The 12475-nt window shown below is 55.9% G+C and carries 9 protein-coding genes; 4 read left to right on the top strand and 5 right to left on the bottom strand.

Going from position 1 to position 12475, the window contains the following annotated elements; genetic code table 11:
• Positions 1 to 843 (bottom strand): peptidylprolyl isomerase, encoded by an 843-nt coding sequence (locus QQG91_RS13965; RefSeq protein WP_285770826.1) that lies wholly within the window; start codon positions 841 to 843, stop codon positions 1 to 3.
• Between the two features lie 186 nt (positions 844 to 1029).
• On the opposite strand from QQG91_RS13965, the gene secA reads away from it, so the two are divergent.
• The 3 genes from secA (at position 1030) to QQG91_RS13950 (ending at position 6550) form a co-directional block, all read left to right on the top strand.
• Entirely contained in the window at positions 1030 to 3720 is a 2691-nt protein-coding gene (secA, locus tag QQG91_RS13960) for a preprotein translocase subunit SecA (RefSeq protein WP_285770825.1), read from the top strand.
• Between the two features lie 184 nt (positions 3721 to 3904).
• Positions 3905 to 4960 (top strand): hypothetical protein, encoded by a 1056-nt coding sequence (locus tag QQG91_RS13955; protein WP_285770824.1) that lies wholly within the window; start codon positions 3905 to 3907, stop codon positions 4958 to 4960.
• Positions 4961 to 5089: 129 nt separating this feature from the next.
• Positions 5090 to 6550 (top strand): phosphate ABC transporter substrate-binding/OmpA family protein, encoded by a 1461-nt coding sequence (locus QQG91_RS13950; protein ID WP_285770823.1) that lies wholly within the window; start codon positions 5090 to 5092, stop codon positions 6548 to 6550.
• Here QQG91_RS13950 and radC read toward each other — a convergent pair.
• The 4 genes from radC to QQG91_RS13930 form a co-directional block, all read right to left on the bottom strand.
• Positions 6542 to 7318: a RadC family protein gene (gene radC / locus QQG91_RS13945; protein ID WP_352232107.1), complete on the bottom strand. Its 777-nt coding sequence runs from the start codon at positions 7316 to 7318 to the stop codon at positions 6542 to 6544. The two genes, QQG91_RS13950 and radC, sit on opposite strands and share 9 nt — an antisense overlap.
• Positions 7319 to 7357: 39 nt before the next feature.
• Positions 7358 to 8503 (bottom strand): molecular chaperone DnaJ, encoded by a 1146-nt coding sequence (gene dnaJ, locus QQG91_RS13940; protein ID WP_285770822.1) that lies wholly within the window; start codon positions 8501 to 8503, stop codon positions 7358 to 7360.
• A gap of 80 nt (positions 8504 to 8583) precedes the next feature.
• Positions 8584 to 10494, bottom strand: coding sequence for a molecular chaperone DnaK (dnaK, locus tag QQG91_RS13935; RefSeq protein ID WP_285770821.1), 1911 nt, complete (start codon positions 10492 to 10494; stop codon positions 8584 to 8586).
• Positions 10495 to 10722: 228 nt separating this feature from the next.
• On the bottom strand, positions 10723 to 11544 hold the full coding sequence (locus tag QQG91_RS13930; RefSeq protein ID WP_285770820.1) for an ABC transporter permease: 822 nt from the start codon (positions 11542 to 11544) through the stop codon (positions 10723 to 10725).
• 130 nt (positions 11545 to 11674) lie between these two features.
• On the opposite strand from QQG91_RS13930, the gene cysQ reads away from it, so the two are divergent.
• The gene (cysQ, locus tag QQG91_RS13925; protein ID WP_285770819.1) at positions 11675 to 12472 is read left to right on the top strand and encodes a 3'(2'),5'-bisphosphate nucleotidase CysQ; all 798 of its coding nucleotides are present in this window, start codon (positions 11675 to 11677) and stop codon (positions 12470 to 12472) included.
• The last annotated feature ends 3 nt before the right edge of the window (positions 12473 to 12475 follow it).

The following is a 12475-nucleotide window of genomic DNA, read 5'->3' as shown; positions in this document are numbered from 1 at the left end:
TTACTCTTCGAGAAGATCGAGGTTTTTCAGAAGCGCAGGATCGAACGCCCCTTCTTCGGGACGGGTGATCTCGGCCGCAGCGGTGAGTTCAGCCAGCTTGCTGGTCACAAGCTCTTCTTGGAGCTTGCCGGCAATCTCGGCGCGCATCTCCTCAAGTGTGGGGTTGGGGCGATTGCGTGTTTCATTGAGCTTGATGATATGCCAACCGAACTGGGTTTGCACGGGATCGGACACTTGGCCCGCTTCAAGTGCTTCGACGGCGGTCTGGAATTCTTGAACCATCATGCCTTCCGAGAACCAACCCAGATCGCCGCCCGACGGACCCGAGGGACCTGTCGAAAGTTGACGCGCCAATTCGGCAAAATCCTCGCCAGAGTCGGCACGAAGTTTTGCAGCAGCAGCTTCTTCTTCGCTGGCAAGAAGGATGTGAGCAGCGCTGTATTCGAGAACAGGTTCCACGTCCGCGAATTGGGCGTCATACGCGGCTTGGATCGCCTCTTCGGTGATCAATTCGGCGCTCAGCGCGTCGATCAATTCCGCAGCCAAAAGCCCGCGACGGTCATTGCTCATCGCAAGCTCGACCCGTGCAGGAACCTTTTCAAGCGCGTTGGCCAAGAGTTGTTGCTGGATCAGCTGGTCCAACACGCCTTCCCACAAAACGTCATCGGGAAGCTGGAGATACTGTTGCGGAAGTTGCGCACGGGAAATGATCATTTCTCCGAGAAGAATCTCCTTGCCGTCGACCGTAGCGACGACGGTGTTCATGTTCGGATCTTCTGCAAAGGCGGCCTGCGCCGACAGAGCGATCACACCGGCACAAATAATCGTCGAAAAATGCTTCATTAGTCTTTCCCTGCTTGGCCGTAACGGGTTCACGGCGTTGACACTCTATGACCCGCCCCTTACATCCTTGCAAGGCTCTGAGGGGGCCGTCTTGCACCTTGTTTAGGCCTCGGGCGCTACGCCTACAAGCAACCTCCTCATCATAACGACGTTAACAAGCCCCACCAAATGGGGATCGGAGAGAATATGCTCGGAATTGGCAAGCTGGCAAAGAAGGTCTTTGGCACGGCGAATGACCGCAAGGTTAAATCGGTCCGTCCGCTGATCGCAAAAATCAATGCCCTCGAACCCGAGTTCGCCGCGCTTGATGACAATGGCCTCAAGGCAAAGACGGCGGAATTCAAGGAACGTATCGAAAAAGGTGAAAGCCTCGATAGTCTCCTTCCCGAAGCCTTTGCCAACTGCCGCGAAGCCGCCAAGCGCGCGTTGGGTCTGCGTGCCTTCGAGACGCAGCTTATGGGCGGGATTTTCCTCCACCAAGGCAACATCGCCGAGATGAAGACCGGTGAAGGCAAGACGCTCGTTGCGACGTTCCCCGCATATCTCAATGCATTGAGCGGCAAAGGCGTGCACGTCGTCACCGTGAACGACTACCTCGCCCGCCGCGACGCCGAATGGATGAGCAAAGTTTACGGTGCTCTTGGTTTGACCACGGGTGTGGTTGTCCCGCAGCAACCCGAAGCCGAAAAGCGTCAGGCCTATGCCTGCGATATCACCTATGCCACGAACAACGAACTCGGCTTCGATTATCTGCGTGACAACATGAAGTCCGAGCTGAGCCAGATGACCCAGCGCGGTCACAACTTTGCGATCGTCGACGAAGTCGACTCGATCCTCGTGGACGAGGCGCGCACCCCCCTGATCATCTCGGGTCCCGCTCAGGACCGTTCAGAGCTTTATCGCGCCGTTGATGCACTTGTCCCCGAGCTGACCGCCGAGCACTACGAGCTTGACGAAAAGACCAAGAACGTGACGTTTACCGACGAAGGCAACGACTTCATCGAAGCCCGTCTTGTGGCGGCGGGCGTTCTGCCCGAGGGCCAATCTCTCTATGATCCCGAAAGCAGCACCGTCGTTCACCACGTGAACCAAGGTCTGCGCGCTCACAAGTTGTTTGCCAAAGACAAGGACTATATCGTTCGTAATGGCGAAGTCGTTCTGATCGACGAATTCACCGGCCGTATGATGCATGGCCGCCGTCTGTCGGATGGTTTGCATCAGGCAATCGAAGCAAAAGAAGGCTGTGACATCCAGCCCGAGAACGTCACCTTGGCGAGCGTTACGTTCCAGAACTACTTCCGTCTTTATTCGACCCTGTCGGGCATGACCGGCACGGCTTTGACCGAAGCGGACGAATTCATGGAAATCTATGGCCTTGGCGTGGTCGAGGTTCCGACCAACCGCCCGATTGCCCGTAAAGACGAACACGATCAGGTCTATCGCACCACCCGCGAGAAATATGACGCCATTGTCAAAGAGATCAAAATCGCGAACGAAAAGCAGCAACCCGTTCTTGTCGGCACAACGTCGATCGAGAAATCGGAACAGCTTTCGCAGCTCCTCACACAGGCTGGGATCAAGCATAACGTTCTGAACGCGCGCCAGCACGAACAAGAAGCCCAGATCGTTGCCGATGCGGGCAAGCTTGGGGCCGTCACCATCGCCACCAACATGGCGGGCCGTGGAACGGACATCAAACTTGGCGGAAATGTCGAGATGAAGGTGCTCGAGGCTATTGCCCAGAACCCTGATGCGCACCCCGATGAAATCCGCGCGCGGATCGAAGGGGAACACGCCGCCGAAGAAGAGGCGGTCAAGGCCGCTGGCGGTCTCTTTGTGCTTGCGACCGAGCGTCACGAAAGCCGCCGCATCGATAACCAGCTCCGCGGTCGTTCGGGCCGTCAGGGTGACCCAGGTCGTTCGGTGTTCTTCCTCTCGCTCGAAGACGACCTGATGCGTATTTTCGGATCGGACCGTCTCGACAAGGTTCTGTCCTCGCTCGGCATGAAAGACGGCGAGGCGATTGTCCACCCTTGGGTGAACAAGTCGCTCGAACGCGCTCAGGCCAAGGTCGAAGGTCGGAACTTCGATATCCGTAAGCAGCTTCTGAAATTCGACGATGTTATGAACGATCAGCGCAAGGTGATCTTTTCGCAGCGTCGCGAAATCATGGAAGCCAACGATTTGGCGGAAATCGTTCAGGATATGCGTCACGAGTTCATCGACGATCTCGTCGACAAACATATTCCCGCGCGCAGCTATGCCGACCAATGGAATGTCGAGGCTCTTCGTGCGGACGTAAAGTCCAAGCTTGGTCTTGATCTGCCTATCGAGGATTGGGCTGCAGAAGAGGGTGTCGACGACAGCGATATCCGCGAGCGCCTCTTCGAGGCCACGGATGCGTTCATGGCAGAAAAGACGGCCGCCTTCGGTGACGCCACCATGCGCCAGATAGAGAAGCAGATCCTGCTGCAGACGATCGACGCGAAATGGCGTGATCATTTGCTTCGACTTGAGCACCTGCGTTCGGTCGTCGGTTTCCGTGGGTATGCCCAACGTGATCCTCTCAACGAATACAAGACCGAGTCGTTCCAGCTCTTCGAAAGCCTTCTTGAAGGTCTGCGCGAGGACGTGACCGAGAAACTCTCGCAAATCCGTCCGATGACCCAAGAAGAGCAACAGGCCATGATCGCCCAGATGGTCGAGCAACAGCGACGCGCGCAAGCCGCCGCCACTGCAGGTGCGGTCGCCGCTAACCCTGCGGCAGCGCCCGGTTTTGACGAAAGTGACCCAAGCACTTGGGGTAACCCCTCGCGTAATGATCCATGTCCTTGCGGATCGGGTGAAAAGTTCAAACACTGCCACGGCAAGCATTGATCGTGAAAGACCGGCCCAAAAGGCCGGTCTTTTTGTTTCCAGAGATAGAACTAGTCTTATCCCTACAATTTCCGATTGCCTGCTTTTGGCCCTAATTCGGGCGGAAAATTACCTTTGAGCGGTCCTTCGTAGACCATCTTCTGTTTCTAGATTGTCTCCAATTCGTATTGGTTAGGGGGCAATTATGCTTCAGAAGAAAAAGCTTATTACAGCGGGCGCGACCTTTTCTGTGGCGCTTGGAATCGGTTTTGTGATGCAGAACGGTGATGTTCTTGCCGCGCGCTCCACGGTGGAGCCAGAGCCCGAATACGTTCAAACCGAAACAGTTGCTCCCCAAGAGGAATTGATCGCTGATCAAGGTCCCGTTTTGGAAACGCCAGTCGAGGCGGAAGCGGAAATGATCGTCGCGCAAGTGGAGCAAGAGATTGTCATAGAGGAACCCGAGGCTCTGATCCTGCTCGCTGCGGTCGAACCCGATCCGGTGTTCAAGCCGATCCCTCTGGTGCAGTCCGAACCCGTTGCGATCACTTCCGAACCACTGGTCGAGCAGGAACGTGCTGAAGCCGCAGTCGATTGTTCTCCTCAAATGTTTGCAACTCCAGCTCCTGCAGCCTTTGCACAGCTTGATCTGGTCGCGCCGTGCCATGCGAATGCAGGTGTCACCATCCACCATCAAGGCATGATGTTCAGTGTCCTCACGGACCAGGACGGCAAGCTTTCGGTTCTCGCGCCTGCCCTTGCTGAGGAGGCGGTTTTCATTGCGGCTTTCGACTCTGGTGATGGCGCCGTCGCAACGATCGAGGTTCCCGATCTCGTCGGTTACGAACGCGCGGTGCTCCAGTGGCAAGGCGAAACTGCCTTTGCGATCAATGCTTTCGAGGATGGCGCTCTCTTTGGTCAGGAGGGTCACGTTTCGGCGTTGCACAGCCGTGATTTCGCAGCCATCGATGCAAAACAGGGTTTCCTTGTCCCCCTTGGCAATCCTGATGCGCCGCAACAGCTCTTGGCCGAAGTTTACACATTCCCCATCGGCGCGGCGGAAGACGTTGTGCTGAGTGTCGACGCCTCGATCACCAATTCCAATTGCAACCGAGAGGTGACTGCCCAGTCGATCCAGATCTCCCCGGGTTCCGAGCCTGAAGCCCTTGATCTTGTGATGATTATGCCATCATGCGACAGTGTTGGTGACTATCTGGTGTTGAAAAATATGTTCAAGGACCTGACACTCGCCTCGAACTGACGTGCAGAGATAGAGTTGATGACAACTTTTTATAGAAGCGCGGCTGTCGTGGCCGCGCTTTCATGTTTTGGAATTTTTCCGGCTTTTGCCGAACCCATTACTATTTCCACTGAATCCAACGGCATAACCGTGACCGGTGAACTCCTGTCGTTTGACGGACGCTTTTTGCAACTGGAAACAGAGGCAGGTGTCGTCACGATGAAAGCAGACGGTGTGACCTGCACCGGCGAATCCTGTCCCGACTTTGATAACTTCGTGCCACGCATCCGCATTTCAGGCGCTGCCCGCCTCGGAGAGCTTTTGCTGCCTGCCTTGATCGAAGGATATGCGCGCTCGGAAGGGCTACAGGTCGAGCGCGAAGAGGGCGAAATCGTTTCCTATTCCCTCAGCAACGTCGACGGTGATGTGCTCGAAGTCACGATCCGTTCGACGACGTCGGATCAAGGGTTCATCGATCTGCTCGAGGCAAATGCTGATCTGGTGATGTCTGCGCGTGAAATCCGGACCAGCGAAGTCGAAAGCCTGCGAGAGGCGGGGCTTGGCCATCTTGATCAGGCGGGCCATTCAAAAGTGATTGCTCTCGATTCCCTCGTTCCTGTAACAGGGGTGGGTCAAAGTGTTCAGGATGTTTCGATGTCCGAGCTGGCTGCTGTCTTTGCAGGCCAGATCACCGATTGGGGAGCCCTCGGCGGTCAGGAGGGACTCCCTATTCACCTCTACCTCCCCAGCGACCATTCGGGGTTCGCGCAGGGCCTCCTCGAGCGTTTGACAGGCACAGAAACCGTCAGTGTTTCGCTCTTCCGCGAGGATGATACCAATACACTCGCCGACGTGATCGCTGCCGATCCCCAAGCGCTTGGCGTGCTACCTTCACGTGCCTTGGGGAGTGCGGTTGCCCTCGGTCTCGTGGGAGAGTGCGGTTTGCGGTCCGTGCCACGCGTCACGGCTGTCAAAACCGAGGACTATCCGCTGTCCTTTCCGCTCTTTGTCTACATCCCCGAGAGGCCTCTTGCCCCTGTCGTGGATGCAATGCTCGATTGGTTTCGCACAGCGGATGCCCAACTCGTCGTGCGACGCGCGGGTTTCGTAGATCAAGGGGCGGTTCCGATCGGGCTCGAGGTGCAGGGCGAGAGGTTGGCGAACGCGATCCTGAGTGCAGGCGACGAGACATCGCTTGCAACCCTCAAGACGTTGGTTTCCGACATGTATACCGCCGTCCGTCTTTCCCCGACATTCCGTTTTCAGGAAGGCTCCTCCGATCTTGATATCGTATCTCGATCAAGCCTTATGACCCTCGCCCAAGGGCTCCTTGACGGTCGATATTATGGTCAAAAACTCAAACTTGTCGGTTTCAGTGACGGCGCAGGGCCTGCCGAGGCGAACCAATCCCTCTCCGAAGCGCGCGCACTCAGCGTGCTCAACGATCTTCTCGTTATGTTGGGCGGCGAGCTTCCCTCTGGTGTCGTCATTCAGACCGTCGGTTACGGCGAGGCGCTCCCTATCGGCTGCGATGAAAGCCGTTGGGGTCGGCAGGTCAATCGCCGCGTCGAGCTTTGGCTCGAAAACGCGCCAGCTCAGGTGTCACAATAACCCCTCGCTACGGAAACTGAGTTCGCGAGAGCGCCCGATGATAAGGTGATCGTGAAGCTCGATCCCGAGAGCGGCGGCCGCCATACCGATTTGTTTGGTCATTTGGATATCCTGGGTCGACGGAGTCGGGTCCCCGGATGGATGGTTGTGAACAAGGATCAAGGCCGAAGCATTCATCTCCAGCGCCCGTTTCACAACTTCGCGCGGATAGACGGGCACATGGTCGATGGTGCCCCGCGCCTGTTCCTCATCTGCAATGAGAACGTTCTTGCGATCGAGGAAAAGAATGCGGAATTGCTCGGTGTCCCGATGCGCCATGACCGTGTGGCAATAGTCGAGCACGGCATCCCAACTTGAAATCACATGTTTGCGCAGGATGCGGGCACGGGCCAATCGCTGGGCTGTCGCTTCAACGATTTTCAATTCGCAGATGACCGTATCCCCGACCCCCTTGATCTTGGTCAGTTGGGCGACGGGTGCCGAAACCACCGCGTTGAAATCACCAAAGGTTTCCAAGAGAAGATGGGCAAGCGGTTTGACGTCCTGCCGCGGGATCGCGCGGAAAAGCACCAATTCCAAAAGTTCATAGTCGGGCATGGCTGCCGCCCCACCGCGCATGAACCTTTCACGAAGCCGTTGCCGATGATCCCGAAGATATGATGGGGCTTTGGCCTCGGTTCGCGGAATAACCTCGTCCCCCGAAAGATCGAGTGAACCGAAAGGAAGCTGCGCCTCCGAAAGAAAACTGCCGCCATGATTCTGTGTCATGACGGCAGTTTGGATGAGTTCAAATGAAGGAAGGGTTAATTACCCTTTCATCGAGTCCCAGAACCCTTTGACCGCAGAAAAGAACTTGGACGTGTTGGGGTTGTTCTCTTCGCTCAGTTCCTGAAACTCTTTGAGTAGCTCTTTCTGACGGCTTGTGAGCTTTACAGGTGTTTCCACGGCGAGCTCGATGAACATATCACCGCTGCCCGCACCACGAAGCGCAGGCATACCCTTGCCGCGAAGACGCATCTGGCGGCCGGATTGGCTACCTTCGGGGATACGCACGCGGCTACGGCCGCCATCGAGCGTCGGGACTTCTACATCACCGCCGAGCGCTGCATCGACCATCGAGACGGGAACACGGCAAAAGAGGTTCATCCCCTCGCGTTCAAAAATCTCGTGCTCTTGCACTTCAATAAAGATGTAGAGATCGCCCGAGGGACCACCGCGCATACCTGCTTCGCCTTCACCGGCAAGTCGGATGCGCGTTCCTGTTTCCACACCCGCGGGAATGTTGACCGAGAGCGAGCGCTCTTTCTCGACACGCCCCGCACCGTGACAGGTTTTGCACGGATTCTTGATCGTCTGACCCATACCCGAACATGTCGGACATGTGCGCTCGACAGTAAAGAAGCCTTGCTGGGCGCGCACTTTGCCCATCCCCGAACAGGTCGGACAGGTGACAGGCTCCGAGCCGCCCTCGGCACCCGTGCCGTTGCAGCCATCACAGGATACCGAAGTCGGAACCCTGATCGATTTTTGCAGACCGTTATAGGCGTCTTCGAGCGAGATGCGCAGGTTATAGCGAAGATCATTACCACGCGATGCGCGAGAACGTCCGCCACCGCGGCCTCCCATCATATCGCCAAAGAGATCGTCGAACACATCCGAGAAAGCGGAGGCGAAATCGCCGTGCCCACGGAAACCACCACCGGGATGACCGCCGCCGCCCATACCGTTTTCAAAGGCAGCATGACCATAGCGGTCATAAGCGGCCTTTTTGTCGGCGTCTTTCAGAACGTCGTAAGCTTCGTTGATTTCTTTGAACTGGGCTTCTGCGTTCGGATTGTCGGCATTGCGGTCAGGGTGAAGTTCCTTGGCCTTGGTACGATAAGCCTTTTTGATCTCGTCAGCGCTTGCGCCTTTCGAGATTCCCAGAAGTTCGTAATAGTCGCGTTTTGCCATGAGTTATCTTCCCCCTTGGGAATGCAAAAACCGGCCCGTCACTGGGCGAGCCGGTTTCCTCATTTAACTACACGCTGGCTTTAGCCGCGCTTGTTGTCATCGAGATCTTCAAAGTCGGCGTCGAGGATATCGTCTTCATCCGAGCGGCCACCTGCAGAGCGCGGTTCGTCGGAGTCATTGTCATCCTGGCTGGCTTTGTAGATCGCTTCCCCAAGCTTCATCGCAGCTTCGGTCACGTTCTGGATGCCCGAACGGATCTTGGAGGTGTTGCCCTCTTCGAGCTCGTCCTTGAGAGCGGCAATAGCCAGTTCGATCGCTTCGATCGTGGTCGGGTCAACCTTGTCGCCGTGCTCTTCCATCGACTTTTCGGTCGAGTGGATAAGGCTTTCGGCTTGGTTCTTGGCTTCGACCAGCTCGCGGCGTTCTTTGTCGGCCTCTGCGTTGGCTTCGGCGTCGCGAACCATCTTCTCGATATCCTCGTCGGACAGACCGCCCGAGGCTTGGATCGTGATGTTCTGCTCTTTGCCGGTGCCCTTGTCCTTGGCCGAAACCGAAACGATACCGTTGGCGTCGATGTCGAAAGTCACTTCGATCTGGGGCATACCGCGCGGTGCGGGCGGGATGTCCTCGAGGTTGAACTGACCAAGCATCTTGTTATCGGCAGCCATCTCGCGTTCGCCCTGGAACACGCGGATCGTTACGGCGTTCTGGTTGTCTTCTGCGGTCGAGAACACCTGCGACTTCTTGGTCGGGATGGTGGTGTTACGATCGATAAGACGGGTGAACACGCCGCCGAGCGTTTCGATGCCGAGCGAGAGCGGGGTCACGTCGAGAAGAACAACGTCCTTCACGTCACCCTGAAGAACACCAGCCTGAATGGCGGCCCCCATCGCCACGACTTCATCGGGGTTTACACCGCGGTGCGGGTCTTTGCCGAAGAACTTCGAAACCTCTTCGATCACTTTGGGCATACGGGTCATACCGCCGACGAGAACGACTTCGTCGATGTCCGAGGTTGAAAGACCGGCATCCTTGAGAGCGGCCTGACAGGGCTTGAGCGAGTTCTTGATGAGATCACCGACAAGGCTCTCGAGCTTGGCGCGGGTCAGCTTCATTACCATGTGAAGCGGCTGGCCGTTGGTGCCCATCGAGATGAACGGCTGGTTGATTTCGGTCTGGCTCGACGAAGAAAGCTCGATCTTGGCCTTTTCGGCAGCTTCCTTGAGACGCTGAAGAGCCATCTTGTCTTTGGTAAGATCGACCGAGTGCTCTTTTTTGAACTCGTCAGCAAGATAGTTGACGATGCGCATGTCGAAGTCTTCACCACCGAGGAAGGTGTCGCCGTTGGTGGACTTCACTTCAAAGAGACCGTCATCGATCTCGAGGATGGTTACGTCGAAGGTGCCACCGCCAAGGTCATAGACCGCAATGGTCTTGGACTCTTTCTTGTCGAGACCATAGGCGAGCGCAGCGGCGGTCGGCTCGTTGATGATGCGGAGCACTTCGAGACCGGCGATCTTGCCTGCGTCTTTGGTTGCCTGACGCTGGGCGTCGTTGAAATAGGCAGGCACGGTGATAACGGCCTGAGTGACTTCTTCACCGAGATAGGACTCGGCGGTTTCTTTCATCTTTTGGAGGATGAAAGCGGAAATCTGCGAAGGGCTGTACTTCTCGCCACGCGACTCGACCCAAGCGTCACCGTTGCCGCCGTTGATCACATTGAACGGAAGGTTCTTCTTGTCCTTGGCAAGGTGTGCGTCGTCGGCACGGCGACCGATAAGACGCTTCACACCAAAGATAGTGTTATCGGGGTTCGTAACGGCCTGACGCTTGGCGGGCTGGCCGACAAGGCGCTCACTTTCCGTGAAAGCAACAATCGACGGAGTGGTGCGCGCACCTTCTGCGTTTTCGATAACGCGCGGTTTGGAGCCATCCATGATGGCTACGCAAGAGTTGGTGGTCCCGAGGTCAATCCCGATGACTTTTCCCATTTTCAAATCCCTTTCTTTAAGCGGTTTGAACGGCACAAACCCGTTCCGGCATCTGTGCCTTTCTGGATTTCGCATTGGGCAGCGCCCGCAGCGGATCAAGCGGTATATAGGGGCCGTTTTTAGGCGCTGCAACGGGTAGGACGGGAGGAAATGTGATAAAAATACAATACAAATGGGAAAGAGTGCGGACTCTGCCCCATTTGGTCGAAAAACTTAGGCAAACAAGCCCTAGCGCGTGGCGAACCAGCTGAGCGAAACGCGTTTTCTCGTGAAGAATTCTGCCATGAGTCCGATCATAATAAGTGCGATCGAGACATAGATCGGATACATCAGCGAACTTTTGTGCGGGAAATAATTGATAAAGATATAGCCCCGCGCCTGATCGATGCAGTGGAACAGCGGGTTCCAAGCAAAAAGCTTGAGGATGTAGTTAGGGGTTGCATTGGCAACGAACATCTTGCCCGAGGCAAGCATATTGGCGCGAGAATAGACTTGGTTCGCCACATTCGCGAAATTGGGAAACCATGGTTTGAGCGACAGGAAAATCAGTCCGACCGCAATCCCTGAAAGCCATGCCAGCAAAAGGCATCCAAACGCTTTGACGGGATCATAGATTGTGATGCGTTCAATGACGGTGTGATAGAGATAGAGAATGCAGATCAGCGTCAAAGTCTGCATGTAAAGTGCCGACAGTGCCGAAGACACAATTGAAATCAGAGTGTTAAGCGGCGCGTGTTTCATCATGGCCGACGTCGGCCCCTCTGCACCCGCGACGGCGCCCATCGCTTTGTTGTGGGTCAGAAACAGGAAAACGCCCGACATGATATACAAAAGGTAATCGCCCCTGATGGGTGCACTGCGCATCCCCAGAAGAATGAACATCGCATAAAAGATCGCGACAAAGATCACAGCTTGGAACATGCTGAGCACAAGGCCGACAACCGCATTGCGGTGTGATTTGCGATTGGACCGCACCACACTATGAAAGATCAGCTCTCCCATAGTGATGATCGCCATAAAGACGCTCTGACGCTTGATCGGCGTATGCATTGCTCCGAAGTCCTTTCGACGCCTTTATAAACACGAATTTCTTGCGGATCCGTTATGGCTTGAGCATAAGGGCCCTAGATGCTTCAAGCAACTACAACGACATATTGCACGTTTATTTGAAGGTATTTTCATGGACCACGTTCGCCTGACCCAAGTTATTCGCAAACTCGCGCTCGAGGCGGGCGAGATCATTATGGAAATCTACAATTCCCCCGATTTCGAGGTCAAAACCAAATCCGACGCCAGCCCTGTGACAGAAGCCGACGAAGCTGCGGACGCCCATATCTCGGCCGGCCTTCGCGCCGCTTTCCCTGATGTCGCTTTGGTCACCGAAGAACAGGCCCAGTCGCATGGCCAATCGGTGTCGACATTCCTGATCGTCGATCCTTTGGATGGGACCAAGGAGTTCATCAATCGTCGTGGCGATTTCACGGTGAATATCGCCTATGTCGAAAATGGAAAGCCGATCCGCGGGGTGGTCTATGCCCCTGCAAAAGGCCGACTGTTTTATACCGACGCCACAGGTGCAGCGGTCGAGGAAAAAGGTCCCTTCGACACCGACAAGATCGGTGAACTCACACCGATCAAAGTGTCGGAACCCGATAACAATGCGCTCTTGGTCGTTGCCTCGAAATCCCATCGCGATCAGGCAACCGACGATTACATCAACAAATACAAAGTTTCGGACATGCGCAGTGCAGGTTCTTCGCTCAAGTTCTGTCTTGTTGCCACGGGCGAAGCCGACCTTTACCCCCGCGTCGGTCGAACGATGGAGTGGGACACGGCTGCAGGCCACGCCGTTCTTTGCGGTGCGGGCGGCGACGTGATCCGCTTTGATGATCACAGCCCGCTTGTTTATGGCAAAGACGGCTTTGAGAACCCTTTCTTCATCGCCTATGCCCCCGGCGTAGAGCTGCAAAAGGCCTAAGAC

The sequence above is a fragment of the Marivivens sp. LCG002 genome, from assembly GCF_030264275.1.
In the GTDB taxonomy this organism is placed as follows: domain Bacteria; phylum Pseudomonadota; class Alphaproteobacteria; order Rhodobacterales; family Rhodobacteraceae; genus Marivivens.
This window is presented reverse-complemented; position numbering and strand designations above follow the sequence as displayed.

Coding starts and splice junctions, on each gene's coding strand:
- QQG91_RS13955 (WP_285770824.1), top strand. CDS start 3,905: ATGCTTCAGAAGAAAAAGCTTATTACAGCGGGCGCGACCTTTTCTGTG.
- secA (WP_285770825.1), top strand. CDS start 1,030: ATGCTCGGAATTGGCAAGCTGGCAAAGAAGGTCTTTGGCACGGCGAAT.
- dnaK (WP_285770821.1), bottom strand. CDS start 10,494: ATGGGAAAAGTCATCGGGATTGACCTCGGGACCACCAACTCTTGCGTA.
- radC (WP_352232107.1), bottom strand. CDS start 7,318: ATGACACAGAATCATGGCGGCAGTTTTCTTTCGGAGGCGCAGCTTCCT.
- dnaJ (WP_285770822.1), bottom strand. CDS start 8,503: ATGGCAAAACGCGACTATTACGAACTTCTGGGAATCTCGAAAGGCGCA.
- cysQ (WP_285770819.1), top strand. CDS start 11,675: ATGGACCACGTTCGCCTGACCCAAGTTATTCGCAAACTCGCGCTCGAG.
- QQG91_RS13930 (WP_285770820.1), bottom strand. CDS start 11,544: ATGCATACGCCGATCAAGCGTCAGAGCGTCTTTATGGCGATCATCACT.
- QQG91_RS13965 (WP_285770826.1), bottom strand. CDS start 843: ATGAAGCATTTTTCGACGATTATTTGTGCCGGTGTGATCGCTCTGTCG.